This is a genomic window from Spartinivicinus ruber (assembly GCF_011009015.1).
Taxonomy (GTDB): Bacteria; Pseudomonadota; Gammaproteobacteria; order Pseudomonadales; family Zooshikellaceae; genus Spartinivicinus; species Spartinivicinus ruber.
Map to the genome: position 1 here is coordinate 2,364,372 of NZ_CP048878.1, position 26,824 is coordinate 2,391,195.

General features: G+C 41.8%; 30 protein-coding genes. 27 read left to right on the top strand and 3 right to left on the bottom strand.

All coding sequences use genetic code 11. The features are described from left to right. Window positions 1-49: 49 nt before the first annotated feature. The 3 genes from G4Y78_RS11125 to G4Y78_RS11135 form a co-directional block, all read right to left on the bottom strand. Complete coding sequence (locus G4Y78_RS11125; RefSeq protein ID WP_163833090.1) at window positions 50-1,321, bottom strand: DUF2252 family protein; 1,272 nt, start codon at window positions 1,319-1,321, stop codon at window positions 50-52. Between the two features lie 8 nt (window positions 1,322-1,329). Beyond that, window positions 1,330-1,806, bottom strand: a complete 477-nt coding sequence (locus G4Y78_RS11130) for a DUF2269 family protein (protein WP_163833091.1) — start codon at window positions 1,804-1,806, stop codon at window positions 1,330-1,332. Between the two features lie 132 nt (window positions 1,807-1,938). Further along, window positions 1,939-3,225, bottom strand: a complete 1,287-nt coding sequence (locus G4Y78_RS11135) for an NAD(P)H-binding protein (RefSeq protein ID WP_163833092.1) — start codon at window positions 3,223-3,225, stop codon at window positions 1,939-1,941. A 240-nt stretch (window positions 3,226-3,465) separates the two neighbouring features. Here G4Y78_RS11135 and fliE point away from each other — a divergent pair, with 240 nt between their 5' ends. The 27 genes from fliE to G4Y78_RS11270 all read left to right on the top strand — a co-directional run bounded on the left by fliE (window position 3,466) and on the right by G4Y78_RS11270 (window position 26,823). Beyond that, window positions 3,466-3,822: a flagellar hook-basal body complex protein FliE gene (gene fliE, locus G4Y78_RS11140; protein WP_163833093.1), complete on the top strand. Its 357-nt coding sequence runs from the start codon at window positions 3,466-3,468 to the stop codon at window positions 3,820-3,822. Between the two features lie 18 nt (window positions 3,823-3,840). Further along, window positions 3,841-5,589, top strand: a complete 1,749-nt coding sequence (gene fliF, locus G4Y78_RS11145) for a flagellar basal-body MS-ring/collar protein FliF (protein ID WP_163833094.1) — start codon at window positions 3,841-3,843, stop codon at window positions 5,587-5,589. 49 nt (window positions 5,590-5,638) lie between these two features. Beyond that, window positions 5,639-6,625, top strand: a complete 987-nt coding sequence (gene fliG / locus G4Y78_RS11150; protein WP_456242957.1) for a flagellar motor switch protein FliG — start codon at window positions 5,639-5,641, stop codon at window positions 6,623-6,625. A gap of 34 nt (window positions 6,626-6,659) precedes the next feature. Next, entirely contained in the window at window positions 6,660-7,676 is a 1,017-nt protein-coding gene (locus G4Y78_RS11155; protein WP_163833096.1) for a flagellar assembly protein FliH, read from the top strand. Continuing rightward, the gene (gene fliI, locus G4Y78_RS11160; protein ID WP_163833097.1) at window positions 7,639-8,985 is read left to right on the top strand and encodes a flagellar protein export ATPase FliI; all 1,347 of its coding nucleotides are present in this window, start codon (window positions 7,639-7,641) and stop codon (window positions 8,983-8,985) included. The genes G4Y78_RS11155 and fliI overlap by 38 nt, the downstream gene beginning before the upstream one ends. Before the next feature lie 64 nt (window positions 8,986-9,049). Then, window positions 9,050-9,490 carry a flagellar export protein FliJ gene (gene fliJ / locus G4Y78_RS11165; RefSeq protein WP_163833098.1) on the top strand — a complete coding sequence of 147 codons (441 nt, stop codon included), beginning with the start codon at window positions 9,050-9,052 and terminating at the stop codon, window positions 9,488-9,490. A 51-nt stretch (window positions 9,491-9,541) separates the two neighbouring features. Continuing rightward, on the top strand, window positions 9,542-9,844 hold the full coding sequence (locus G4Y78_RS11170) for an STAS domain-containing protein (protein WP_163833099.1): 303 nt from the start codon (window positions 9,542-9,544) through the stop codon (window positions 9,842-9,844). A gap of 239 nt (window positions 9,845-10,083) precedes the next feature. Further along, complete coding sequence (locus G4Y78_RS11175) at window positions 10,084-11,769, top strand: ATP-binding SpoIIE family protein phosphatase (RefSeq protein ID WP_163833100.1); 1,686 nt, start codon at window positions 10,084-10,086, stop codon at window positions 11,767-11,769. 42 nt (window positions 11,770-11,811) lie between these two features. Further along, window positions 11,812-12,153, top strand: a complete 342-nt coding sequence (locus tag G4Y78_RS11180) for an Hpt domain-containing protein (RefSeq protein WP_163833101.1) — start codon at window positions 11,812-11,814, stop codon at window positions 12,151-12,153. A 126-nt stretch (window positions 12,154-12,279) separates the two neighbouring features. Next, complete coding sequence (locus G4Y78_RS11185; protein ID WP_163833102.1) at window positions 12,280-13,572, top strand: flagellar hook-length control protein FliK; 1,293 nt, start codon at window positions 12,280-12,282, stop codon at window positions 13,570-13,572. 195 nt (window positions 13,573-13,767) lie between these two features. Then, window positions 13,768-14,382: a hypothetical protein gene (locus G4Y78_RS11190; protein WP_163833103.1), complete on the top strand. Its 615-nt coding sequence runs from the start codon at window positions 13,768-13,770 to the stop codon at window positions 14,380-14,382. 10 nt (window positions 14,383-14,392) lie between these two features. Beyond that, window positions 14,393-15,775, top strand: a complete 1,383-nt coding sequence (locus G4Y78_RS11195) for a sigma-54-dependent transcriptional regulator (RefSeq protein ID WP_222937685.1) — start codon at window positions 14,393-14,395, stop codon at window positions 15,773-15,775. Between the two features lie 40 nt (window positions 15,776-15,815). Beyond that, the gene (locus G4Y78_RS11200; RefSeq protein WP_163833105.1) at window positions 15,816-16,355 is read left to right on the top strand and encodes an Hsp20/alpha crystallin family protein; all 540 of its coding nucleotides are present in this window, start codon (window positions 15,816-15,818) and stop codon (window positions 16,353-16,355) included. Window positions 16,356-16,386: 31 nt separating this feature from the next. After that, the gene (locus G4Y78_RS11205) at window positions 16,387-18,534 is read left to right on the top strand and encodes a CDC48 family AAA ATPase (protein ID WP_163833106.1); all 2,148 of its coding nucleotides are present in this window, start codon (window positions 16,387-16,389) and stop codon (window positions 18,532-18,534) included. After that, the gene (locus G4Y78_RS11210) at window positions 18,527-19,384 is read left to right on the top strand and encodes a GvpL/GvpF family gas vesicle protein (RefSeq protein ID WP_163833107.1); all 858 of its coding nucleotides are present in this window, start codon (window positions 18,527-18,529) and stop codon (window positions 19,382-19,384) included. Before G4Y78_RS11205 ends, G4Y78_RS11210 begins: the two co-directional genes overlap by 8 nt. Next, the gene (locus G4Y78_RS11215) at window positions 19,381-20,190 is read left to right on the top strand and encodes a GvpL/GvpF family gas vesicle protein (protein WP_163833108.1); all 810 of its coding nucleotides are present in this window, start codon (window positions 19,381-19,383) and stop codon (window positions 20,188-20,190) included. Before G4Y78_RS11210 ends, G4Y78_RS11215 begins: the two co-directional genes overlap by 4 nt. A 94-nt stretch (window positions 20,191-20,284) precedes the next feature. Then, on the top strand, window positions 20,285-21,760 hold the full coding sequence (locus G4Y78_RS11220; RefSeq protein WP_163833109.1) for a PAS domain-containing sensor histidine kinase: 1,476 nt from the start codon (window positions 20,285-20,287) through the stop codon (window positions 21,758-21,760). Window positions 21,761-21,763: 3 nt separating this feature from the next. Then, window positions 21,764-22,123 (top strand): response regulator, encoded by a 360-nt coding sequence (locus G4Y78_RS11225; RefSeq protein ID WP_222937686.1) that lies wholly within the window; start codon window positions 21,764-21,766, stop codon window positions 22,121-22,123. 291 nt (window positions 22,124-22,414) lie between these two features. Continuing rightward, entirely contained in the window at window positions 22,415-22,633 is a 219-nt protein-coding gene (gvpA, locus tag G4Y78_RS11230) for a gas vesicle structural protein GvpA (RefSeq protein WP_163833110.1), read from the top strand. Between the two features lie 129 nt (window positions 22,634-22,762). Further along, entirely contained in the window at window positions 22,763-23,746 is a 984-nt protein-coding gene (gene gvpN, locus G4Y78_RS11235; RefSeq protein ID WP_222937687.1) for a gas vesicle protein GvpN, read from the top strand. A gap of 14 nt (window positions 23,747-23,760) precedes the next feature. Further along, complete coding sequence (locus G4Y78_RS11240) at window positions 23,761-24,072, top strand: hypothetical protein (RefSeq protein ID WP_163833111.1); 312 nt, start codon at window positions 23,761-23,763, stop codon at window positions 24,070-24,072. A gap of 288 nt (window positions 24,073-24,360) precedes the next feature. Next, the gene (locus G4Y78_RS11245; RefSeq protein WP_163830643.1) at window positions 24,361-24,588 is read left to right on the top strand and encodes a hypothetical protein; all 228 of its coding nucleotides are present in this window, start codon (window positions 24,361-24,363) and stop codon (window positions 24,586-24,588) included. Window positions 24,589-24,595: 7 nt separating this feature from the next. Further along, window positions 24,596-25,375 carry a GvpL/GvpF family gas vesicle protein gene (locus G4Y78_RS11250; protein WP_163833112.1) on the top strand — a complete coding sequence of 260 codons (780 nt, stop codon included), beginning with the start codon at window positions 24,596-24,598 and terminating at the stop codon, window positions 25,373-25,375. Window positions 25,376-25,397: 22 nt separating this feature from the next. Then, window positions 25,398-25,709, top strand: coding sequence for a gas vesicle protein GvpG (locus tag G4Y78_RS11255; protein WP_163833113.1), 312 nt, complete (start codon window positions 25,398-25,400; stop codon window positions 25,707-25,709). 93 nt (window positions 25,710-25,802) lie between these two features. After that, window positions 25,803-26,027: a gas vesicle protein gene (locus G4Y78_RS11260; protein WP_163833114.1), complete on the top strand. Its 225-nt coding sequence runs from the start codon at window positions 25,803-25,805 to the stop codon at window positions 26,025-26,027. Then, the gene (locus tag G4Y78_RS11265) at window positions 26,027-26,398 is read left to right on the top strand and encodes a gas vesicle protein K (protein WP_163833115.1); all 372 of its coding nucleotides are present in this window, start codon (window positions 26,027-26,029) and stop codon (window positions 26,396-26,398) included. Before G4Y78_RS11260 ends, G4Y78_RS11265 begins: the two co-directional genes overlap by 1 nt. Window positions 26,399-26,445: 47 nt before the next feature. After that, on the top strand, window positions 26,446-26,823 hold the full coding sequence (locus G4Y78_RS11270; RefSeq protein ID WP_163833116.1) for a gas vesicle protein: 378 nt from the start codon (window positions 26,446-26,448) through the stop codon (window positions 26,821-26,823). The last annotated feature ends 1 nt before the right edge of the window (window position 26,824 follow it).

The window sequence follows — 26,824 nt, forward strand, 5'->3', positions numbered from 1 at the left end:
TAACACCTATAGTCTTGCTTTTCTTTGTGATAAAACCTTTATCTCATTTTTATGATAAACCACCACCTCTAAAATACTCCCAATCTTGCACCACGCATCTAGCATAGTGCACTGAGACTGCAGATAGGAGTTTGATAAAATCCTTTTGATTTTCCATTAGCTCATTTTTAACGTAATGAATAAATCGGTGGTTGGGTTCTTGTACTTGAATAGAGCCGCGGGCATGTTCTTTGCCTAATATTTCGCCCCATACTTCAGCTATTGTTAAATAGTGCTTGGGTTTAAATAGCTTATGGGTGGGAAAGTCTTTTTTAAATGGGGAGCGTTCTCTTACAGAATAAACTTCATCGTTATAATTTAGCCAGCCTAGCCAGGCATCTGGGTGTTCAGCAATTGCGGAGTAGGCATTGGCATGGCGCTGGCCTTCATTGGTAAATTGGCTGTTATACCAGTTTTGTTCAATTTTCGAAAAGCAACGAATAGCGGCGGGTTGCTGTTGTTGTTTAATGTCTAAAATAATATTTTCTTCCGGGGTGGGGCCTTGGATTAATGCATAAAAGCGTTGATTACCTAGCGAGCCCATACCGGCTTTGACTCGTTTTACTAGATCTAATACTTCAAAACGGCTGGTAAAATTTTGAGTAACGGACTGTTGGCAACGGTGATAGTCCAGTAAAGCCCCTGTTAAGTTTGTTTTAACATGATCAGATAGTTCAATCAGTTTAGCATTTGTATAATTGAAGTGGTTTAAGTCAGGTGTAGTCCATTTCTCTAGCATGCTTAAGCGGGTATTATTCTTATGGACTTTTTGCAAAAACTTTCTAATTGGTTTGGCTGCATTCTCAATATAAATGGTAGAGTCATCAGCTTCGCTAGCAACAATACCTTGTAAATAGGCCGAACCTAATAACTTTATTGCTTCTTCAGCAAAGTCTTGTTGATAATAATCACGCTGTTGTAAGTCCAAAACTAAACTGGAGGCTAACCGCCATAAGTCGAACTGGTAATCAGCAATAATGGCATCGTCAAAATCATCCATACCATAGTAAACCCGATCATAGTGATCGTGCAGGGCACCAAAATTATACACATGGGCATCACCTTGCAACCACACTTGTGTTTCGGGGCGACCACCATAAAGGCTGATGCGCCAGTCACGGGAAACGTCGTGCCAGTAAATGTGATTTGTGCCTCTGAAAAAAACAAAGGGAGACACTTGCATTTTTTCAAACTTTAAACGTCGATCAGCATCACTGGACTGTTGATTAAATTGGTTAATTTGTTCTAAAACGTATGCCTGGCGAGTATGCAGTACTTTCATAGTTAAGGTCACCAAAGAGTGGGTTTAAACACCATAAAATAAAAAATGATGATTACGCTAATAAAAGCGGGCCAGCCTAAGCTATACCAATAAGTCATTAATTTTCGATAGCGGGTGGGTAGTGGTTGGTTTTTGCTAAGTGCTGTTTTGGCTAGCTTAGCGACTTTAATTTGAATATAAACTACTGGTAGCCAACATAGCCCAATGATTACGTACAAAAGCAAACTTGCCATTACCCAAGAAGTGGTGAGGGGTAATCCCACCAGCATTAACATCCAAATACCTGTAACAGGCTGAATAATGACAGCAGGTGTGGTAAACAGCCAGTCAGCTAATACGACATTTTGGCTGGTAATGGCGATGGTATTCAGGTTTTGGCTACGATCAGCACGCCACATATAAAATGCCGTACCTAATCCAGTACCGAACAGCAAAGTGGAAGAAATGATATGCACTAATTTTAATAATAAATAATACTCAGCCATTTAATTCTTTACCTTAAGCGGGGTGTTGTAAAAACTAGGGGATATGAGATAACAGGGTATTCTGTTATTTCATATCTGACTCATAAGTTTACATAAGGGTGCATCTAAAAAAGTGCATTATTAGGTATACCTTTAACGTGCTTCTTTAATTGCCCAATAACACCATATCATCATTAAAACCGCTACATTTTTGATAAGTCCACCCAAAGGATCTAGCCAAGTAAATGGCGCAAATACCCCTAACATTAAGGTGTAACCTAAAACTGATAATACCATTAAACCCAGAATTAACGTCGGTCGCCAGTTTAGAATAAATAAAATACATAAACTGATGTCTAATACACTGGTGATTACCACAAGTGTTGATTGGTATTCAGTTGGAATTGACAGATCATTTAAAATAGGGGAGAACTGATCTGGGTTTGTCAGAAAGCCAGCTCCAGCTGAAAATAGCCAAATAAGTACAATGGCAAACCAAAGTATGGGCCTCACCCAATAAAGTCGAGCATGCCAGCGGTCTTGGACAAAACTAGGGGTGTTTAATAGTGTCGTTTTGACAGATTGTGGTATGTAATTCAACTCCTTAGTCAAATCCTGATATTCATTATCCGGTGCGACATTACCCTGTTCCAGCATAGCTAAAAGTGTGTCATTAAACGGTACAATATTGAGTTTACTGTTCAATTTAGTGAATGGTTTAAACAAACTTATAGGAGTGGGTAACCAGCGAGGCTCAGGCCATTTTAACCACCGCCTTAGGGAACCTAAATAATCTTTGATAGATAACACCTCTGGACCAACGGGATAAAAAACCCGCTTGTTTCCTTGATATGTCAGCAGCCGGCTAACAACATTGGCCAGGTCTTCCAATAAAATAGGCTGAAATTGTTGGCTGCCATCTCCAGCTAGGGGAATCACCGGCAAACTGGCTATCGCTCTCATTAGTGAAGTGCCTCCATAGGAGCCCCGGCAAGATAAAACAACAGATGGCCTGACAATAATGCCTGATGGAAAATACTCAATAAGGTAATCATCAAACTGATGTTTGCTCTTGATAAAGGCACCATCAGTAGGGTTTCCAAGAGCAGATAACTGAATAAAGCAGTTGATGCCTTGTTGTAAGCAGGCTTCAGCTAGTGCTTTAGGCGCTTGGTAATGTAATTGCTCAAAATCACCTGGCTTGGACTCCGTTAAAATCCCTGCACAATTAATCACTGCGTCAATGTGCTTTAAATGGGGTAACCAGCTTTCAGGGGTTAAGTAGTTGGCTAGGTTTACTTGAGTAATCGACAAGTTGGGATGATCCGGTAAATTACGTGGGTTTCGTACACAAGCACACACCAGATGCCCCTGGTGTAATAATTCAGCCACAATAGCACTACCAATAAAGCCAGCGGCACCCGTTATTAAAATCTTCAATTTGGCAACTCTCTGATTTAATCAATTACAGGGTTATTTCAACACCTTCGCTATAGTAAATAAGAAACCTTCTTAGATATGTAACAGGGTCCGAAGAAAACATCAAAAACTTCTTTAACTCTTTATTATAACTATCTGAATAAGCTAACTATTTTTAGCCTAACTTAATGTATGGCGTAAAAAATGCAGCCTCCTGTTAGAAAGCCAATTGTTTGTCATCGGGTGCGCAGGGAGTTACATATGTCTTCGCAGTTATCCATGAATCGTTTACTGGTTGAAATGAGGGCTATGCAGGCAGAAGCCATGGCACAGCCTCTGCCTGGTAAGTTGCAGGCTAATGAGCAGAATACCGAAGGGGATGTCAAGCAAGTGACGCCTTCTTTTGGGGATATGTTTAAACAGGCTATTGATGCGGTGAATACTCAGCAGCAAGTTAGCAGTGAGTTAAAAGACCGCTACACGCGAGGGGATACCACAATTGATTTGCCCCAGGTGATGGTTGAAAGTCAAAAGGCCAGAGTGGCCTTTGATGCAATGGTAGAAGTGCGGAATAAGCTTGTCAGTGCTTATGAAGAGATCATGAAAATGCCAATTTAATGGTTGAGTATTATTGCAATGGCAACAACTGAGGCTGAATCTAACAGCAATCAACAGCCTGCCGTTGTGGGTGATCAAACTGCGTCATCAAACCGTTTCGGGGGTGGGCTTTTTGACTCACTCAGCAGTCTGTCAATTGCCAGGCAAATTGCCTTAATGGTGGGGTTGGCAGCCAGCGTGGCGATTGGCTTTGCGATTGTCATGTGGTCCCAGTCCCCAGACTTCCGCCCTATTTATGGCTCGATGCAAGGCTTTAACAGCGCTCAAGTCATCCAAGCACTACAGGATAGTGAAATCAACTATAGAATTGAGCCGAACAGCGGCATCATTCTGGTTGAGGCTGATCAAGTGGCGAAGGCACGAATGGCACTAGCCGCCGCAGATGTGATGGATGAAACCAATGTAGGTCTTGAGGTACTGGATAAAGAACAAGGTCTGGGTACCAGTCAGTTTTTAGAAAATGCGCGGTATCGGCGTGGACTCGAGGGGGAGCTGGCGAGAACCATTGCCAGTTTGTATAACGTCAGAAATGCCAGAGTACACTTAGCTATTCCCAAACGCTCCGTGTTTATTCGTGATGCCCGCCTGCCTTCTGCATCGGTTTTTCTGGAGTTATATGGAACTCGCACCCTCAAGCCTGAGCAGGTCAAGGCCATTCGTAACCTGGTGGCAGCCAGTGTGCCAGATATGCCCGTTGAGCGAGTGGCTGTGGTGGATCAGCATGGCCAGCTGCTTTCTGTAGAATCCACTGTTGAAGAGAGTCGACTCAAGTTGGCTAATCAGCAGCGGGAATATATCAACAAAGTAGAGGATATTTTGGTTCAGCGGGTACACAACATTTTAGAGCCAGTGCTGGGTCGAAATAACTATAAGGCTGAAGTCTCAGCAGATATTGACTTTACTGCTATTGAGCAGACATCTGAGTTGTTTAACCCTGATACACCAGCCCTGCGTAGTGAACAAACCTTGGATGAAAGCCGTAAAACGGGTGCAGGGCAAGGGGGAGTTCCTGGGGCACTGTCTAACCAGCCGCCGGGAGAGGTGACCGTACCTGAGCAAGTCGAGGGAGGACAGGCAGAAGGCCAGGCCACGGCTGCAAAGCCAACGGATGTGCGAGTACAAGCGACTCGTAACTTTGAGCTAGATAAAACCATCAGCCATACCCGTTTTCAACAAGGGCGATTAAAGCGTTTGACGGTAGCAGTGGTAGTCAATGACTTGGTGACAGCTGCTCCTGATACTGGTGAAGTAGTTCGTACGCCGTGGGATGAGAATGAGCTAGCCAGGTTCACGCAGTTAGTCAAAGATGCAGTGGGGTTTGATATATCACGGGGCGATAGTGTGAATGTGATTAACTCTGCTTTTGTCGATGTGCCAACGGAAGCGATTGAAGAAATTCCGTTTTGGACGCAACCCTGGTTCTGGGAAATCATCAAACTGGTATTGGCCGGATTATTTTTACTGATTTTATTATTTGGTTTTTTAAAACCAATGGTTCGTCATTTATTTGCCAAGCCTGCACCTGAAGCAGCTGGCGCAGGTGGTGTTGGGGGGATGGAAGCCTTTGAAGAGCTGGAAAGCCTAGGTGAAGACGGTGGGTTGGCTGAAGATCAGGTTAGTATTTCTGGCGGTGCGGGTGGCAGCATCCTGTTACCAGGTCCTCATGAAGGTTATGAGCAGCAGCTTAATGCCGTGAGAGAGCTGATTAGTGAGGATGCTGGTCGGGTTGCATTGGTCATTAAGCATTGGGTATCGGAAGATGACTGAACCAGAAACGCCTGCCCCTATTTCTGAAGAAACGGCTGAAGCTGCAAAAATGTCTGGAGTTGAACGCTCTGCTATTTTTTTGTTGAGCTTAGGAGAGGCTGACGCTGCTGAAGTGTTAAAACATATGGGGCCAAAAGAAGTGCAAAAGGTTGGGGCAATGATGGCTCAGCTGGAAAATGTTAACCGCGGTAAAGTGGTTTCAGTGCTGAAATACTTCGTTGAAATTGTCCGTCACGAAACAGGCTTAGGGATGGGGGCAGATGGCTATATTCGCAATATGCTCACTCAGGCACTGGGAGAAGATAAGGCCAGCGGGCTGATTGATCGTATCCTGATTGGTGGTAACACGACAGGATTGGATACCTTAAAATGGATGGAGCCGCGGGCAGTGGCTGACATTATTCGTTATGAACACCCACAAATTCAGGCGATTGTTGTAGCTTATCTGGATGCTGATCAGTCAGCAGAAATTCTAGGTTATTTCGATGCTAAAGTGCGCCTGGATATTATGTTGCGGGTTGCTAACTTGACTACAGTGCAGCCAGCAGCATTACAAGAGTTGAATGATATTCTGGAACGCCAGTTTTCTGGTAGTGGCTCAACCAAAACTACCTCAATGGGAGGGGTGAAAAGGGTTGCAGATATTATGAACTATGTAGAAGGTTCCATCGAAGCTCCTTTGATGGAGTCTATCAAGCAAGTAGATGAAGACCTGTGCACTGAAATTGAGGACTTAATGTTTGTTTTTGACAACCTTTCTGATGTCGATGACCGTGGTATTCAAGCATTAATGCGTGAAGTGTCGTCTGATGTGTTAATCCTGGCATTAAAAGGTGCTAATGAGGCGGTAAAGGAAAAAATATTCAAAAATATGTCTAAACGGGCTGCCGAATTACTGCAAGATGATTTGGAAGCCAAAGGCCCTGTTCGGTTAAGTGAAGTGGAAACGGCACAAAAAGAAATCCTTAGCATTGCCAGGCGGATGGCTGATTCGGGTGAAATTGCCTTAGGTAAAGGCGGTGAGGAAATGGTATAGGCCCAACTCTCAAATTAAGTAGTGGCAACAGTGTATGACAAGAAAGGATGTTGAACGGGTAATTTCGGCAGGTGAGGCGGCAGATGTTAAGCCATTTGGCTTACCAGTGTTTGTCAATGCTCGGCATATCGTTAAGCATCGAACGCGAGATCCTGAACGGTCGCCTGCCAGTAAGTCGATCCAGCAACAAGCATCAGCAGCACCTCAAACACCGGCAACAGAGCCTACAGGACAGGCTCCCATGCCGGCTTCCCCCCAGCCAACAGCAGTTTCAACTGCTGAGTCCCCAGCAGCAAGCCCTGCACCCGCCCTAAGTGAGTCAGATCAACAGCAGGAACAAGGCTTCCATTCCGGTTTTAATGAAGGTAAGCAATTGGGTTGGCAAACTGGCCTAGAAGAGGGAAAAACGGCAGGCTACCAAGAAGGATTAACATCAGGGCAAGAAGCGGGTTATCAGCAAGGATTGAAACAGGGGCAGGAAGCAGCCGTTGAAGAGATGCATAAGCAAATGGGGCGTTTACAACAATTGATTAATGCGTTGTATGACCCAATTGCTGAACAGGATGAAGCATTGACTCAGCAATTGGTGAATATTGCGATAACCATTGCCAGGCAAGTTATCCAGCGTGAGCTGTTGCTAGACTCACAGCAAATAACTGCAGTAGCCAAAGCGGCTATTCAAGCGATGCCTGTGACAGATCAACAGATCAAGGTTTTCTTAAACCCTCAGGATATTGACCTAATCAATGAACATATTACCCAGCAGGGGGAAAGTTGGCAGCTCCTGCCAGATGAAAAATTATTACCCGGCGGCTGTCGAGTAGAAACAGCCAACAGTTTGGTGGATGCTTCCGTAGAAGCTCGGCTGAGTCAGTTAACTGAAAGATTGGCTGAACAACACTTACACGCTCACGCACAAACTATTCAACAGCAGCCTTCTATTTCAAAAGAAACTACGGAAGCAACCCCGGAAGTTGCTTCTGATCTAACTGAACCCCCCCAGGCTATACCAAATGACCAATCTGCGGATTCCCCTGACAGAGAGGCTTAAGCCTTATCAACAGAGCTTAACTCAACCAGTTCAGCCATTAGTGGAAGGTCGTTTGACCCGGATGGTAGGGCTAACTTTAGAAGCTGTTGGTTGTCGGATTTCTACCGGCCAGCGTTGTATGGTCGTGGCAGACGATAACACTCAGGTTGAAGCTGAAGTGATGGGTTTTGCTGGCGATAAGTTATTTTTGATGCCATTGACGTCCGCAGAAGGGATTCATCCAGGAGCGAAGGTGATTCCAGTGGCCAGTGAAACCTTGGTACCAGTAGGGGCTGGCTTATTAGGCCGCATCCTCGGGGGGTTAGGAAAACCTCTTGATGGGCAGGGGCCACTGGACGTGGAAGATTATGTGGAGCTTCATGGCCCAATGATCAACCCACTTTCACGGCGGCCAATCAAGGAACCACTGGATGTTGGTATTCGGGCAATTAATGGGTTGCTAACGGTTGGTGGGGGCCAGCGGTTAGGGTTATTTGCTGGTAGTGGCGTTGGGAAAAGTGTTTTGCTGGGCATGATGACTCGCTTTACTGCAGCTGATATCACTGTGGTGGCGCTGGTTGGTGAACGGGGCCGTGAGGTGAAAGAGTTTATTGACCACACCTTGGGGCAAGCAGGGTTAGCTCGCTCAGTGGTAGTCGCTTCTCCTGCGGATGACTCACCGTTAGTGCGGCTACGGGCTGCAATGTTAGCCACGAGAATTGCTGAGTATTTTCGTGATCAAGGCAAGAGTGTCTTATTATTGATGGACTCATTAACCCGGTATGCCCAGGCGCAACGGGAAATTGCTTTGGCGATTGGTGAGCCTCCTGCCACTAAAGGTTATCCTCCCTCCGTGTTTGCTAAACTACCTCAGCTGGTAGAACGCGCCGGTAACGGTGCTCAGGGCAGTGGCTCAATCACTGCATTTTATACTGTGCTGGCTGAAGGGGATGATCAGCAAGATCCTATTGCAGATGCGTCTCGGGCAATCTTGGATGGCCATTTAGTGTTGTCCCGTCACTTGGCTGATGCAGGCCATTACCCTGCGATTGATATTGAAGCCTCAATTAGCCGTGCGATGCCTGCTATTGTTGATGCCAGTCACTTGGCTCATGCTCAACGGTTAAAACAATTAGTCTCTGCTTTTGAAAAAAACCGTGACTTAATCAACATTGGGGCCTATACCCAAGGAAGTGATGTTGTAACAGATGAAGCGATTTTACGAAGACCTCAGTTGGAGCACTATTTAACCCAAGGATTGAATGAACAAGCGAACCTGGCTGACAGTATCAGCCAACTGGAACAATTGTTATCAACTCCTATGGGGTAAGGGCATCGCGACAGTACCGTACATAATAAGCTGTTGGTAATGGCTGAGCAGTATGCTGGGAGCAATGATGATGAAACCTGCACAACAACTTAAGGTAGTGTTAAAAGTTAACCAGGCAAGGGAGGCTTCAGCAGGGCAATACTTGCAGCAATGTCAGCAACAATGTTTGTTGGCTGAGCAACAACTGCAGCAATTGTTTCAGTTTCAAGCAGAGTATCAGCAACAGGCTGCGGGGCCTCATGTGAATGTGCAGCATTTGCAAATGATGAGCAGCTTTTTGGCACAACTAGGCAGAGCCATTGAGCAGCAGCAACAGCAGCTTGTTACCGTGACTAAACAGTGGCAGCAGGCTAGGGAACAGTGGAAACTTGCCCATCAGGAAACCAGAAAAGTGGAACAATTGCAGGCAAGAATAGCAGCTGCAGAACAGGTGCAGTTAACCCGAAAGGAACAACGGCTATTGGATGAATGGGTGGCAGTCCATCAATCTCATAAGCACTATTAAGTTGATTAATGCTATGCTGAAAAGATAAGGGAATGAATCAAGGGGGATACGATGGCAATATCCACAAGTAAGTCAGAGGATGGCAAACTAACCATCAAAATTCAAGGTCGCTTCGATTTTGGTGAGCACCAAGCATTTCGCGATGCTTATGAGCGCATTTCAGGGCGTCCTGCCGAGTATGTGATTGACCTTAATGAAACAACCTATTTAGATAGTTCGGCGCTAGGCATGTTGTTATTATTGCGTGATCACGCCGGTGGTGACGAAGCTGATATTAAAATTGTCAACTGCAAGCCGGATGTTAAAAAAATTCTATTAATTTCTAATTTTGAGCAGCTATTTGCTATTCAGTAGTTTTTCACTGTTTCGTCTCAAGGTATGCATTTCTCGTTAGTCGGGAATTATACGATGAATGTCGTGTGACAACAGTTGATGTAGGGCACCCAATAATCAGCTAACACTAATGACACCTTTAATATAATGGGTAATAAGATAATGGTGCTAGTGGTAGTTTGGCTCAACAAATTCAGTCATCCATAAAACAAGGCTGTTGCTTGGCCTGATCACTTATTTTGGTGTTTAAGCGTAAAACTATGGGGCTCACCATATTAATTGCCGATGACACAGAGACAGACCGGCTTATTTTAAAGACAATAGTCACTAAGTTGGGGCACCGGGTTGTCATTGCAACTGATGGTGCAGAAGCCGTTGAATTATACCAACAAGAACATCCTGCCTTGGTATTACTGGATGTCATGATGCCTAATGTCGATGGTTTGGAAGCAGCAAGGCAAATTAAAACATTAGCGGGTGAAGAACTAGTCCCTATTATTTTTCTTACGTCATTAACGGATGCTGAGTCACTTGCTCGTTGTTTAGATGTAGGAGGGGATGACTTTTTATCTAAACCTTATAATGCCACTATTTTACGTGCAAAAATCAATGCCTTTAACCGCATGCGGATGATGCATAATACGTTGCAGGAGCAGCGGGACAAAATAGTTGAGCACAATCAATACTTACTGCATGAGCAAACCGTAGCAAAAGAAATTTTTGATAAGGTAGCCCACTCGGGTTGCTTGAATGCCCCTAATTTACGTGCTGTGCAATCTCCATTTGCCATTTTTAATGGTGACATTGTTGTGGCTGCACGAAAACCATCGGGGGGAATGATGGTATTGTTGGGTGATTTTGCTGGTCATGGGTTACCTGCTGCTATTGGTGCAATGCCGTTATCTGAAATCTTTTATGGCATGATTTATAAAGGCTTTTCCATGCCAGAAGTGTTAGCAGAAATTAATGGTAAATTAAAAAAGGTATTACCTGTCTCTAGCTTTTGCTGTGCGGTGATGGTCGATATCGATTTTACCAGTAAGCTCGTTAAACTATGGATTGGTGGTTTACCTGACTGTTACTTATACCGCAGTTGTACGGGTGAGTTTGAAACACTTGCTTCTCAGCATTTACCTTTAGGCATTCTTGGTGCACAAAAATTTAATGCCGATTATCAGTTGATAGAAATGGCTGATGGCGATCGATTATTACTGATGAGTGATGGTGTCATTGAAGCACAGGACGAATCCAAACAGTTTTTTGGTGTGGATCGGTTGTTACAGGTATTTAAGCAAAATCAGCAAATTGATAGTTTGTTTAATGAAATTCGTGAATCGGTATTTAGCTTTATTGGCGAACCTACAGATGACTTGACCATGGTGGAAGTCACTATGGTGCCGCTGGAAACGTTTGCAGATGAAGATGAAGTTTTTGAAGTGTCTGCTGCGAGAGGTGCACAAAACTGGTCAGTTAATTTTGAGTTTCGCCCGGAAACGTTGCGCCACTATAACCCAATCCCTTTAGTGCTGCATTGTTTGATGGAAATTCCTGGTTTGGGATTACATAACAGTAAATTGTATACCATTTTATCAGAACTGTATTCCAATGCGCTGGAGCATGGTGTACTACAAATGAGTTCTTCGCTTAAGCATTCCAGCCAGGGGTTTTCTGAATATTATGCAGAAAGAGAAAGCCGCTTACAGTGGTTAAAGCAGGGCTATATTCGGTTTTCAATTAATCATCAGCCTACTGTGCAAGGTGGTAGTGTTCAAATTAGAGTTGAAGACAGTGGCCCAGGTTTTAACTATCAACAGCTTCAAAATGCCATGGATGATCAATTATTTCATGGACGAGGCGTCAGCCTATTACGTTCATTTTGTCAGCAGGTGGTTTATCTTGGTAAGGGAAATTGTGTGGAAGTGGTTTTTGCATGGACAAATGATTAGAAAAAAATTGGCCATCCCGAAAGGAAGCGATGAGGAGGTGGGATGATTGAATCACATTTAGATATGGATGCCATTCTTGAACTGAAAGCTGTAATGGAAGATGAGTACGCAGTGCTTGTTAATACCTTTATGCGGGATAGTGCTACACGAATTGAGGGAATGGCCAGTGCTATTGCTGAAAGCGATGCTAGTCGATTGCGTGAGTTGGCCCATAGTATGAAAGGCAGTTGCTTTAATATGGGGATCATGCCGTTGGGGAATATGTGCTTAACCCTTGAAGAAAAAGGCAAGAGGGGTGATATAAGCGATACAGAGTCAGTTTTGGTTGCTATTGAACAGGAATATAAGTTAGTTGAAGGGTTTTTAAAAAGCACCATTAACTGACTTTCTTCGCTTACCTGTTTGGCATAGCCATTGCTCCTTTTCCTGAGTAGCAAAAGTAAGCGGCAAATTCAGGTAGCTATATTGTTAGCAACAAATAAGTCAGTAAAGTAGTAAGTGAGCTAAGCAGTGGATACTTTCTTATTAAATCTTGGTGTGGCAAAACAGAAACCGGTGAAAAATCAGCCGGAAGAGCCTCCAGTTGTTAATAATCAGCAAGCGGTAGCGGCAGCTGATGGCAAACCTTTTCAGAAAACTTTGGATAAACAACGGCAAAACGTTGCCACAGAGTCTAATCATGAACAGCCTCAATCAGTAAAACCGCACCAACAGAAAACCGAAGCTACGCCAATAGCAAAGCCAACTGATGACAGTAACACTGAGCTATCCCTAGTAGAAGCGATATCAGAAACAGAGGCTTTTGCACTACTGGATAAAACCTTGCTGCTAACAACTGAGCAACCCAGCCAACAGGAAGGTGAGCAAGCTGAAATGGATATTAGCACGCTAATGGAAAGCACCTCTTCTACTTCCAAGCGGTTAAAAGAGGTAAGTGAGGTGAAGCAGGAAAGTGATCAGCAGACAGACCCTATTCTCAGTGTTTTGAGTGAGCCAAGTCCTTTTGCTGAGATCATGAAAAAGGAAGGATTACTTCAGTTTAACTGGCAGGATTTAGCTAAAGCAGAGCGAGGTTTATCTCCTCATCAAACCATGCCCCATCAATTATTAGGTAATGCACTGGCGGATGTTAAAACTCAGTTGTTGAGTGGGGAAAATAGTACGGCATTGACCACTTTATTAAGCCCTGACAAGCTTAATAATCAGTTGGGGTTCATGGGCTTACAGGTTGGTGTTGAGCAGCGTTTAGAGTTTCCACTATTAAATTCGGTAGGGCAGGACAATTCACAACCCCATCTGCCACAATTTCCTGCTTTGCAGTTTGGCAGTGCAAGTGTCAATGTCAACTCGGGACAGCTTGCACAACCGTCAGTGGTTGCTTCGCAATTACCCTTACCCATGCCTCATCCTAATTGGGGGCAGCAGTTTTCTGATCGGGTGGTCTGGCTGGTTCAACAAGGCGTAAAAACTGCCCATATTCAATTAGACCCACCTGACTTAGGAATGGTAGAAGTTAGGGTGCAAGTGACTCAAGATCAGGCGAATGTTCAGTTTGCCAGCCACCATGCCAGTGTGCGGGAGAGTATTGAGGCGCAGTTAGTTCGGTTACGTGAAATGTTTTCCCAGCAAGGTATTGATTTGGTTAATGTAGATGTGTCCAACCAGCAATTTTCTGAGTCTAATCGTCAGTCCGGTTTGCATGCTGATGCAGCAGATGACATGGATGATGAGTTGGATGAAACAACCACAACTGGTGTAGATAATAATCAACAAGGTATTGGGTTGGTTGATTATTTTGTTTAACCTTCAAAGCAACCTCAGTTAATAATACGAATTCCCACCAAAACGTCTTTCCCGTACTACACTAGATGTGTTTCCTGTTAACAGGCCCTAGGCTGTTGAAAAAGAACAAAAAATAAAATCAGTGCCTGATATGGAATACCCCATATATATTAGCGTTTGTGATAGCTTCATCTGGAAGAGATACTCGTTACTAACATGAACAATACACATGAAACCACCGTTGCTAATCGGGTCATTATTCAAATTCCAATTATTCATACTCAGATTGATCTAGGGAGTTTAGCTGCTTCGGTCCGTGAACAAAAAATTAATCAGCAGGGACAACAGGCTTGGGATCAGCAGCAAGCTTTAATTATGAAAGCTTGGAATGAAATAAAACAATTTGTGCATAGTTTGCGACTTAATTTTAGCAAAGTGAAATTATATCAAGATGGCTTACCGGTATGTGGAAAAGAGCAGCAAATTGTTTGTGACTTGGCAGAGCAGGGCAGTATCAATCATCAGCTACTGTTGGATTTAATGGACAAAGGCGCGACATTGATGGGAACGGAGTCACCGGAGTTGTTACGTGAAGAGTATCAGTTAACCCAAATTGCAAATAATAGCGATCATCAGCAGCAATCAATCGCAAAGGCTAAGCAATTACTGCAGCTACGGGACCAGTTTATTGCGGAACGGATTAATGCAACCTTAGCGGAAAACGAAACAGCCGTCCTGTTTTTAGGTATGTTACATAACCTTGTAGGATTTTTACCTAATGATATTCAGTTAATTAATCCAATTGCAGCTGCACAAAAAAGTAATGGCTGAGGGAAGTAGGGTGTCAGTTGCTGAAGAGGGTAAAGTACTAATTGTTGATGATGACTTGGATATGTGTCAGATGCTGTGTTATTTGATGCAAACCCATGGTTACCAAACAACAACTGTACATGATGGCTATGCAGCATTGAAAAAGATTAAGACAGTCTGGCCTGATGTAATGTTGGTTGATGTGCAAATGCCTGAAATGACTGGGATTGAATTGTTAAAGCAGGTTTTACAACAGCGACCAGCGCTCCCTGTGATTATGATTACCGGTCATGCAGGTGTTGCTGATGCAGTAGAAGTCATGCGAGCTGGCGCGGTGGATTATATTTCGAAGCCTTTTAATCATGAACATGTAATGCGGGTGATTCGTTGTGCGCTAGAACAGAGAAAACAAGCCACTGTTAAAGCCAGCTCAGCTATTGAAGTGGAAGCCCAGCTTCATCAACAAATGGGGCCAAGTGAAGCAATTGCGCACATCGCTGCTGATGTCAGACGGGTAGCACAAACCAGTTTTACTGTAGTATTACAAGGCGAAACTGGTACTGGAAAAAGCTTGTTAGCCAGAACCATTCATGATGCCAGCCCACGTGCTAAAAAAAACTTCGTTGCTTTAGATTGTGGCGCTATTCCTGAAAGCCTGTTAGAAAGTGAGCTATTTGGTTATGAAAGGGGAGCATTTACGGGGGCTAACTGTCGTAAAGCTGGGCAGTTTGAGTTAGTACAGGGCGGGACATTATTTTTAGATGAAGTGGCTAATATGTCACTGTCATCTCAAATGAAATTATTATGTGCATTGCAGGATAAGGTGATTTTTCCGTTAGGTGGAGCCAAAGCTATTCCTGTGGATGTAAGGTTGCTGGCGGCTTCTAACCAAGATCTACGAGCTGCTGTCGCTAATGGTGAGTTTAGAGAGGATCTTTATTACCGGCTGAATGAATTCGCAATTAACTTACCAGCACTTCGTGAACGTTCTGAAGACATTTTGTTTTTAGCCGACAGGTTTCGTCAAGCTTCTAACCAAGAGTTGAAAAAATCTATCAATGGATTTTCCAAGGAAGCTCAATGCCAATTACAAACGTATGACTGGCCTGGTAATGTTCGACAATTACGAACTGTGGTGCGACGTGCAGTATTATTGGCAGAAGAGATGATTACTGCACAGCATATTCAGCTTGACCCTCCTAAAGACAACGACATTATTCAAGTCCTTGATAAGGTACCCTATCAAGGACTTTCGTTGAAAGAAATTGTGAAAAAAAATACTGCATTTGTTGAACAACAGGTTTTAACTGAAGTATTAGCATTTACCAATGGTAATAAAGCAGAAGCGGCGCGTTTACTTCAGGTGGACTACAAAACAATTCATACTAAGCTAAAAAGATATGGAATAGCATAATCTCCCTTTCACTTGGGGTAGAAAAAATAGGAACTAGGTTATGGCAAAGGATAATGAGCGCGGTGGCGCTGGTGTGCATTTTGGCGGCATTTTGGAAGGCTTAAATGGGTTAGTGGAAAAAATGACAGAGCTGGCTGAAGCTGGCGAGCACTTGAAACGTACTGGTGAAATGGAATTCAAGCTCAAAGAAGGCCAAGAAGCAAAAGGAGTTTTTGGTTTTTCGGTAAAAATGGGGCTAGGAGAACAAGGTGATTCAGAAGTGCAGGTTGAGCCTTTTGGTAATGTATATCGTAATAAAAAGACTGGTAAAACCGAAATAAAAGACGTGCGTGAGCCCTTAGTAGATATTTTTGAAGAAGACGATCATGTGTTGTTGGTAGGTGAAATGCCTGGTATCAATCAACATGACTTAAAGTTGGAATTGAAAGACGACATTTTAATTCTTACTGCTGAGCGAGGTGATAAAAAATACCGTAAAGAAATGTTATTACCTGAAAGATTCAATGAAGACAGCATGACGGTTAGAGTCAAAAATGGAGTAGTGGAAATAAAGCTAGAACGTGTTAAGACGCCGACTTAAGGGATAACATAAAAAGGACAGTGATAAACTCATGGACGAACAACCTGATAAAGAAAAAAACTCCCATAAAGCTTTGACACTAAAAGTGGCAGAAGCGTTAAGCAAAGATGTTGGGCGTTCGTTTGCACGGATGGGGCCTGAGGATATCAAACAGTTGGGCATGGATGTAGGCGATATTGTAGAAATATTTGGCAAGCGTCGTACTGTGGCTAAATTAATGCCAGCTTACAAGGAAATGCGGGGTAAAGGTCAGGTTCAGTTAGATGGTATTACCCGACAAAATGCGGGTGTTAAATTAGATGAACAATTGACTATTCAGCCAGTTCGAGCACGCCATGCAGAACGTTTGGTGATTGCACCGCTTACTGTTACCCCTAAACAACGAGATTTAGATTATATTTGCAATTTAGTGGATGGGTTGCCAGTAATGGAGGGCGATCGAGTTCATGTACCGTTATTTGGTCGTGGTTCAGCAGATTTTCGAGTTCAGAGCACAGTGCCACGAGGCGCGGTATTGATTAATCCCACCACAGAATTAATCATTGGTAAATCCCAGGAAAATGAAACCTCATTAACAGCATCTTATGAAGATGTGGGGGGTTTAAAAAACCAATTACACCGCATTCGTGAAATGATTGAACTGCCCTTACGTTACCCAGAAGTATTCGAACGATTAGGTATTGATGCACCTAAAGGGGTGTTATTACATGGACCACCTGGCTGTGGAAAAACCTTAATTGCACGGATTATTGCACAGGAAACAGAGGCCAACTTCTTTTCTGTCAGTGGTCCGGAAATTGTGCACAAGTTTTATGGAGAAAGTGAAGCAGCATTACGCAAGGTATTTGAGCAAGCCAGCAAAAAAGGGCCGAGTATTGTTTTTTTAGATGAAATTGATGCGATTGCTCCTCGTCGTGATCAAGTAACTGGTGAAGTGGAAAAGCGGGTAGTTGCCCAGTTGTTAGCATTAATGGATGGCCTGAATAAACGCAATAATGTAATTGTTATTGCTGCCACCAATTTACCTAATGCCTTGGATCCTGCCTTAAGGCGACCGGGCCGATTTGACCGGGAAATTGCGATACCGATACCTGATCGTCATGGACGGCTGGCTATTTTAGAAATTCATAGCCGTGGCATGCCTTTAGCTGAAGATGTTGACCTGGAACAACTCGCTGATAGCAGCCATGGTTTTGTTGGAGCTGACTTAGAAGCTTTATGTCGTGAAGCGGCAATGGTCGCCTTACGCCGTATTTTGCCGGATATTAATTTCACACTAGAAGAAATTCCCTCTGAACAGTTGTTAACGCTCCAGGTCCAGATGGATGATTTTTTAGCTGCTATGTGTGAAGTCGAGCCATCAGCTATCCGTGAAGTGTTTGTTGAAGTACCCGACGTACATTGGGGTGATGTGGGAGGAATGGAAAATGTTAAAAAGAGTCTTAAAGAGGCCGTAGAGTGGCCACTCAAATACCCTGAATTATTCCAGCAAGCTGGAGTAAGACCACCCAAGGGCGTGTTATTGGGTGGTCCGCCAGGGGTAGGAAAAACCTTAGTGGCCAAAGCCGTTGCTAATGAAAGTGGGGTGAATTTTATCAGTGTGAAAGGTCCTGCATTAATGTCCAAATTTGTAGGCGAGTCTGAGCGGGCCGTGCGGGAGGTTTTTCATAAAGCCAGACAAGCTGCCCCTTGTATAATATTTTTTGATGAAATTGATAGTGTAGTGCCAGCACGCAGTGCGGCAGGAACAGACTCCCACGTATCTGAACGGGTATTAAGCCAGTTTTTGGCAGAAATGGATGGTATCGATGAGTTGAAAGGAGTGTTTGTATTAGGCGCCACTAATCGTACTGATTTAATTGATCCTGCTATGTTAAGACCTGGACGGTTTGATCAAGTGGTAGAAATAGCATTGCCTAGTGCCTGGGATCGTGAACAAATTTTTACTATTCACCTTAACAATAAGCCGGTTGTATCTAGTATTTCTGCTGCTAGCCTAGCGGATCAAACGGTAGACTTTAGTGGGGCGGATATTGCTGGTGTTTGTAATCAAGCGGCTATTGCTGCTATTCGGCGAGCTATTGCCACCATGGACAAGCCGGATACTATGCAAGTCTGTATTGAAGAAGCTGATTTCTCAGCAGCGCTGGAGGATACTTGGAAACATCGTCATGGCTAGATCGGCTGCAGAATTATTGCTACAAAATGATCAAGCGATTTATGTTTATGGTTTTATTGACAATATAGCGTTGCGAGAAGAAATTACTGTTGCAGGGATTGCAGGATTTCCAGTTTTTATTTATTACCATCAACAGTTGGCGGCTATTGTTAGTAAAGTGCCGATTGATCTCTTTACCGGGTTTGAAGCTGAAGCCAATTTGCAAAACCCTGAGTGGTTGACGCAACGGGCTTATCAGCATGAACAAGTGGTAGAGCAAGTTTGGCAGTATACACCTATTTATCCAGTGGGGCTGGCAACGTTATTTTCTTCTGCCACTCAACTGGTTGAGCAAATGACGTGTTACCAACGGGACATTATACAAGCACTGATCACATTTGCTAATTTTGATGAATGGGCAGTAAAGGGGTTTCTTGATAAAAAACAAGCGCAGGAAAAACTATGGGAAACAACCTGTCAGCAACATCAAAATAAACTATCAAGTTCTGCTGGTATACGGCATTTGCAGGAACAGCGTTTGCGCCGAGAGTTTAGTAAACAGGTGAATACCTGGGTACAGCAAACTTGTCAGGAAGTCGCCACTGAGTTATCAATATTAGCCCGTGAGTGGTGCCAGCGAAAAGTAGTAACTATGAGTCATATTACCTTAAATGGTGGCAGACAAGCTGAAAATATATTGAATTTAGCATTGTTGGTCGCAACAGACAGGCAAGATCAGCTGTTACAAATAATAGAAGACAGGAATAATTACTGGCAGAATTACGGATTACAGTTTACCTGCAATCGCTGGCCACCTTACAGTTTTTGCCAAGCACCTTTTACTACTGAGTCATTAACAGCCACCTTATGAAGTGTTTGTTGTATTGTTTATTTCATAATTTACAGGGAGCAGATGTATTAGTGGCATTGCCTGAGGGGGTGGAAGGTAACAAGGTATTTTTGGTTGGGCATCATGATATTTTTGGTGCGTATAGTTTTTATTCTGATAATCCTGTCCAGCAGACAAGCAGTTTAGTAAAAAAAATAAATAACTATCATCCTGAGCATAGCGAAGGGCAGGCTATTCATGATGCTTTAGTATTTAACCAGATAATAGAAATACTACATCAGCATTACGCGCTCATTCCAATGCGTTTTGGTTGTTGTTTTAATAGTGAACAAGAGGTAGTTACACACCTTAAACACTATTATCAAAAATATCTGCAAAAATTAACTGCGTTGGCTAACTTTACCGAACTTAGTATTAAGGTAATCTTACCAGTATCCATTATTAATGGGATAGCCGACGTTGACATAGTTAATGGTAAACACTTTTTAGTGAAAAATAACTTTGCAACTGATGGTCAGTATGCAAAGGGAGGGGCGTATTTGCTGGAAAGAAGAGCTCACTATAATCAAACGGTTAATGATGCAGTGGTAAATCACTTAGTAGCAGATATCAATAGCGCTTTTCACGGACTTTATAGCGAATATTGCTGGGAAACCAAGTCTCAAGCAGGCCAACAGGTGTTGTCAATTTATTACTTGGTTGCAAAAGAGTTAATAGAGTCTTTTAATATCGTATTCCAGCATTTAAATACAGAGCCAAATAGCTGTAAGTTATTACTGAGTGGACCTTGGGCACCTTATAATTTTGTAACCGACTCAGCTAGTTAAATTATAGAATTAATTTTATAACCTGCAAGACGGTAACGACTAGATATTAAGTAGTCATATACTTTAATTCGAATATTATAGAGGTTACTCTTAAATGCTGACAGACATTCAGTGTTTGACTTTGCCTGATAAAATGCAGCTTTATAGTATTTTATTGGATGCAATCCCTTCCTCTATCTTAGTATTGGATGAAAATTTGCGGATAGTCTCTGTCAATCGAAATTTTTTAGAAAAAAGTCAGCGACTAATGAAGGATACCATTAGCCGACGGTTGGAAGAAGTATTCCCGGCTGTTATTTTAGAGCATACCAGTATTAAAAAGCAGGTACATGATTGTTTTGAAAAAAAACGGCTTATACGTGGTCACCGGATGACTTACCGTGCCCCTGGTATACCAATTCGAACTTATTATTATAGTATTTTACCGATTGGTGCTGATGACAGTGTGCGATTGGTTGTGTTATTGATGGAGGATGTGACTGAGCAGGTTCGATTAAGTGAAGAAGTACGACGAATGGAACGACATTTAGCCAGCGTGGTCGAAAGTGCCCAAGATATTGTGTTATCGACTGATTTATCTGGGCGTATACTGACGTGGAATTCAGCAGCAGAAAAGCTATCAGGATTTAAATTTAATGATGTTAAAGGCCATTGTTGGTCTGAGTTTTGTAGTCAGGTAGCAGATATCAAAGGTTTTCTTAGTCACTTTTGTACAGGGACTGATGTACATACTGCGGAGTGGGAACTTATTACTAAAGCTAGCCAGATGATTCCAGTATCATGGGTGGTTTCACCGATGATGGATGATTATCGAAAAGTGGTTGGTTTTGTTGCTGTTGGGCGAGATTTAACTGAGCAGCGTAAGTTGGAATACCAATTAAGACAATCACAAAAAATTGCTGCTTTAGGAGTCATGGCTGGAGGAATTGCTCATGAAATTCGTAATCCGTTAGCGATTTGTTCATCTGCGGCTCAATTTCTTCAAGCAGAATCTTTGCTCACTGACTTTGCCCGTGAGTGTGCTGATAAAATACAAGTCAGTATTGAGAAAATTTCTTCTATTATAGAAAATTTATTACGATTTTCACGACCAACCACTGCTTCAGAAATGGTATCAGTTGATTTAGTGAGGGTGGTTCAAGAAGCATTAACCTTAATTGACAGTCATGCTAAAGTACAAAATATTTGTGTCAGTAGTCAACTTCCTGAGCAAGCTGTATTGGTAAATGGTGTGGCTAGTTTACTGCAGCAGGTTTTTCTAAACTTATGTTTAAATGCAGTTAATGCTATGCAAAATGGTGGAAATTTAGTAGTTAAATTTTTTCTTTATCCAAATTCAGATTGTGTTGAGGTTCAAGTAAAAGATACTGGGGTCGGGATAAATCCTGCTGATTTTGATAAAATATTTGACCCATTTCATACCACATCTCCTATAGGAAAAGGCACTGGGTTAGGCTTGGCGATTTGCTATTCAATTATTAAACAACACTTTGGTAGCATTTTGGTAGAGAGTATCCCTAGTAAAGGGAGCACCTTTACTGTGAAACTTCCTTTGCAAAAAAGGGAGTAGATTTTGTGTAAAAAAGCAGAATATCTAGTCGTTGATGATGAGCCAGATATTGGCTGGGTAATGAAGCGTATCTTAGGTTCTGCTGGTGGGGTAGTCGTCACATTACAAACAGGTGCAGAAGTATTGCCTATGATAGAAAAAAATCACTTTAGTCGTGTTTTTATGGACGCCAAATTACCGGATATTGAGGGGCTTGAATTAGCAAGAGAAGTGCATAAATTGATGCCTGAATTGCAAGTGGTCTTGGTTTCTGGTTATTATTATAAAGATGACCCTACCATCCAAAAGGCCTTATCAGAAGGTTTGATTGATGATTTTATTGCAAAACCTTTTACTCATAGTGATATTTTAAAAATACTTTAATTATATTTTTGAGGATATCTCTTTAATACCTACTACTTTATTTGCTTGTCTATGGAATATAAACCCTATTATGGATTTTACTCCATAGCTTTTATTGGATAAATTGATTTGGTCGTTATCATATTAGTTAGGTACAAGTATAAAAAACCTTGGAAATCAATTGGTTTTTATAAATACAATAAAAATGCAGCGTGGCATCGCCTATGCTACAGTGTTTTCATAGAAGTGACGCGTGTCATTTCTGATGGAGTAAAATTTTTTATGATTGAAAAATAAAATAGGGAGATTCAAATGGCTACTATTCAAAAGTCAACTGACTCATCAGGTCTTGCTGAAGTTGTTGATCGTATTTTAGATAAAGGCATTGTTGTTGATGCTTGGGTTAAAGTTTCATTAGTTGGTATTGAGTTATTATCTGTAGAGGCTCGTGTTGTGGTTTCTTCAGTGGAAACTTATCTTAAATATGCAGAAGCAATTGGTTTAACCGCTAGTGCAGCAGCACCTGCTTGATGGTGATGATTGGGGGCAATTTTGCCCCCAGTATATACCCAAAGTGTAGAGCTTTAGAAAATAATATTAAAAAAGATAAATAATTATAGCCCGTGTAGTATTTGATCCTTTCTGGGGAGTGAATTGAAAATGGTAAAAAATCAAGCCGGCTTTAGTTCGATGACTGCAACTAAATTACCAGTCAATCAAGATAAAGTGATTCCTACAGCAAGTGATAAGTTTGTTCTTACTTCTTATGTAGAAGAAATTGTTAAGCGGGCATTGAGCTACTTGGAAGCGGGCTATCCAGTGCACTTTGCAGGCCCTGCTGGTACAGGAAAAACAACCCTGGCATTTCATGTGGCTGCTTCAATTGGCAGACCTGTTACCTTGGTACATGGTAATGATGAATTTGGTAGTTCAGATTTGGTTGGTAGAGATGCAGGTTATAGTAAGAAACAAATTGTTGATAATTTTATCCATTCTGTAGTTAAACGAGAAGAAGAAATGATGCAGTTATGGGTAGATAACCGGCTTACGTCTGCCTGTCGCAATGGTGATACATTAATTTATGATGAATTTAATCGTTCCCGGCCTGAGGCAAATAATGTGTTACTCAGTGTATTATCTGAGGGGGTATTAAATTTACCTGGGCTACGACATATGGGCGAAGGCTATCTTGGTGTGCACCCAGAGTTTCACGCCATTTTTACCTCTAATCCAGAAGAATATGCGGGTACTCATAAAGCACAAGATGCCTTAATGGATAGGATGGTTACTATTAAACTTGACCATCTCGACTTAGAAACTGAAATAGAAATTGTCACAAAACAGTCAGGTATTGAAAGAAGTGATGCTCAACGTATTGTCAGAATTATGCGGACTTTAAGAAAAGCTAAAAAAAATAAATTTAAAACCACTATTCGCTCGGCTATTGCGATTGCTAAAGTATTGGCTAGATCAGGTGGTCAAGCCTGTTGGGATAATATCAGCTTTCGTCGTACTTGTTATGACCTCTTTAATATTGTTACTGCAAATGCATCTGTCAACGAAACGATGAGAAAAGAGCAAGTTATTAATGAAGTAATACGGAAAGCCTGTTCAGTTAATCTTGTTAAGTTAGAAAAAAACTAGTCAGGAGTATTATCATGGGTATCCCAACAAAACCAAGACTTGGAATGGCTGATATTAAAACAATGGGCGGTAGAGTTAATCAGCAGCATTTAAGCTACCAGTCTTACTTTAAATTAGGTGCTTTAGAAATTCAAAAAATGAGAAAACAAAAAGAACGTGAGGCAGCTATTTCGCGAATTGAGCATATTGATAAATGTTTAGATCAAATTAATAATGAGTTAAATGAGTTGAGGAATCAATTAAGTAATGAAACTGACATGTTACAGAAAAAAGACTCAAAAATAAGTCAACTTTCATTATCTAATGGTTTGCAGATTAAATACTAGTGGTGCATGTGCAAAATAAGGTAACAGTCTTCAAAACCATTTATTTTTTGGCAAGATGTTTTTTGCAGGCATATAGTGGGCTTATGTCAAGAAAAAGCACTAGAGATATCGTACTTGACCTGATAAGTTTGCTTGGGAAGACTTTATGTGTTGTCATTTAATCAGTGATAGTTATTCAGTCAATGTCTATACTTCGAAAAGCAATAAAAATTAACTCATTCTTACGAAGTAGCTATTGACGCTGAATACATAGTAGAAAGCCTGGCTTAGGCAAGGAGCGCTATAATCATGAAAATTAATTGTACTTCCTGTGGCCATAGCATTGATCTGGGTACAAATTATGATAACTATCATGGACCGGTAAAATGTTGGGTATGTTCTGCCTTGCTTGAATTGAGGGCTGAAGCTGGTCAGGTTAAATCTGTGGTGCCACGTTCACGGGTATCAGAGCCACAACACCAACACTCAGAGGAGTCTTTATCACCTGCTTCTACCACCAAGCGCTTCATATCATAGGAGTGCAATGATGACAAAGCGTAGTCAACGTAGTGGTAAATATATATACGCTTTAAAAGCAGCTACAGACAAACAACAGGTGCCGTTAAAAGGTATTAATAAAGCATCTGTTTATACTGTAAGTCATGGTAAGGTTGCTGCAGTGGTTAGCGATATTTTATCTCCTAAGGCAAGGCCGGAACGAAGAAATTTAGCTGCTCACCGAGAAGTGCTTAAGTATTTTACTGAGGCAGAAACTGTATTACCCATGCGTTTTGGTGTTATAACCAATAGCACCCAATCAATTCAGCAGATGCTAACCAATAATGAGTCACTTATTGTAAATGCACTTAATGAGTTAGGTGGCAAAGTAGAAATGGGGCTACGAGTTAAGTGGAAAGTGGGTAATATTTATGAATATTTTGTTAATCATTATCCGCAACTCAAGGATGCAAGAGACCAGCTATTGATTGACCAGAAAGGCAAATCAACACTTAAAAATAGAGATGAAAAAATAGCAATTGGTAGTTTATATGAAAAACTGTTGAATCAAGAACGCGCTGCTCATCAGCAAATAATAGAAGCAATGTTACAGCCTTGTTGTCGCAAGATAAAAACACTTCCTCCGGGTAATGAATTTGAAATAGTCAATTTAGCCTGTTTGGTTGATCGAGAAAATCTTGATGATTTAGAGCAGTATATTAATGATACAGCCACACAACTGAGTAATGATTGTCATATTGACTTTACTGGTCCGTGGGCTCCTCATAATTTTGTTGATCTGGATTTAAAAGTGCTGGCAAGCTAGTGGGAAATTAGGAGGCTGTAATATGTTTTTAATTGATGATCTGCTGCTAGCACCTTATAAAGGGGTTAAATGGATATTTAAAGAAATTCACCGGCTTACTCAAGAAGAGCTTGAAAATGAGTCTGAGCAAATTACGCAAGCATTAACGGAATTATACAGAAAACTAGAAGCAGGTGAAATTACGGAAGAAGAATTTGATGATGGGGAGCAGCAGTTGCTTAATCGATTGGATGAAATTGATGAAATGCTCAATCCGTCTGATGAAACATTGGAACATGGTGAAGCTGAACCTGAAGACATGACTGAGATAGAGCAGGAGTCCAGGGATCAGTAATCCATTCTAAAAAAACAAACCTTTGATTTTTAGTCACTTGCCTTATTATTAATAAGGTTGAGTGAATTAAACTAATTTATTTTTAATAAATTGATGGCTTTCAAATCCCAAGAACAAACATCATTTGTCTTAGAAGATACTGAACGGCTTACCATTTGTGAGACATTGGATCGAATTTTAAATAAAGGTGCCGTGGTAGCAGGTGAAGTCACTCTGTCAGTAGCGAATATTGAGCTTATTCACCTTAGTTTGCAATTAGTACTCAGCTCAATTGAAACAGCAAGACAACATCAAATTAGCGGAGATAAGTCCAACTAATGAGCCAGCAAGCTAAAGTGTCGTCTGACTATTTGGCGGATTTTGTTGATATAGTAACAACAGAGTGGTCTGATCAAAAAGAATTGTGCCAATCACAACAGCCTGCTAATCAACGGATTAATGTGGATGCTGGTCAGGTAAAAAATGGTTTAGGCCAGTTGGTATTAACTTTGGTTAAGTTGTTACATGAACTGTTGGAGCGTCAAGCGATTCGTCGAATGGATGCTGGTTCTTTAACTGAAGAAGAAATAGAACAGCTAGGCATTGCCCTGATGCAGCAAGCAGAAGAAATTGATCGATTATGTGAGGTATTTGGATTAACTGAGGAAGATTTAAACTTGGATTTAGGACCGTTGGGTCAATTATTATAATTCTTCATGCAGAGTCGAGGTCCCCATGGTTGGTAAGGAGCAAACAAATGGCATTGCATAATCAGCAAGGCCTTCGTCACTCGACGGAAACTACGTCAGTTGCTGACTTATTGGAACGGATTCTTGATAAAGGTATCGTTATTACAGGCGATATTAAAATAAAACTGGTCGATATCGAGCTGCTCAGTTTAGAAATTCGTTTAGTCGTATGTTCTGTTGATAAAGCGGTAGAACTCGGATTAGACTGGTGGAGGAATAATGCGTCTTTGCAAAGTGCCACTTCACAATGGCAAACTAATCAATTACCAACCAGTCAAGTTGAAAAAGCAGATATTTCAGCACTCTCTGCTGATGTGCAGCAAAGCTTACAGCGAATTGATGAGCGTTTGTTAATGCTTGAAAAAAAAAACAACAATAATAAATAAT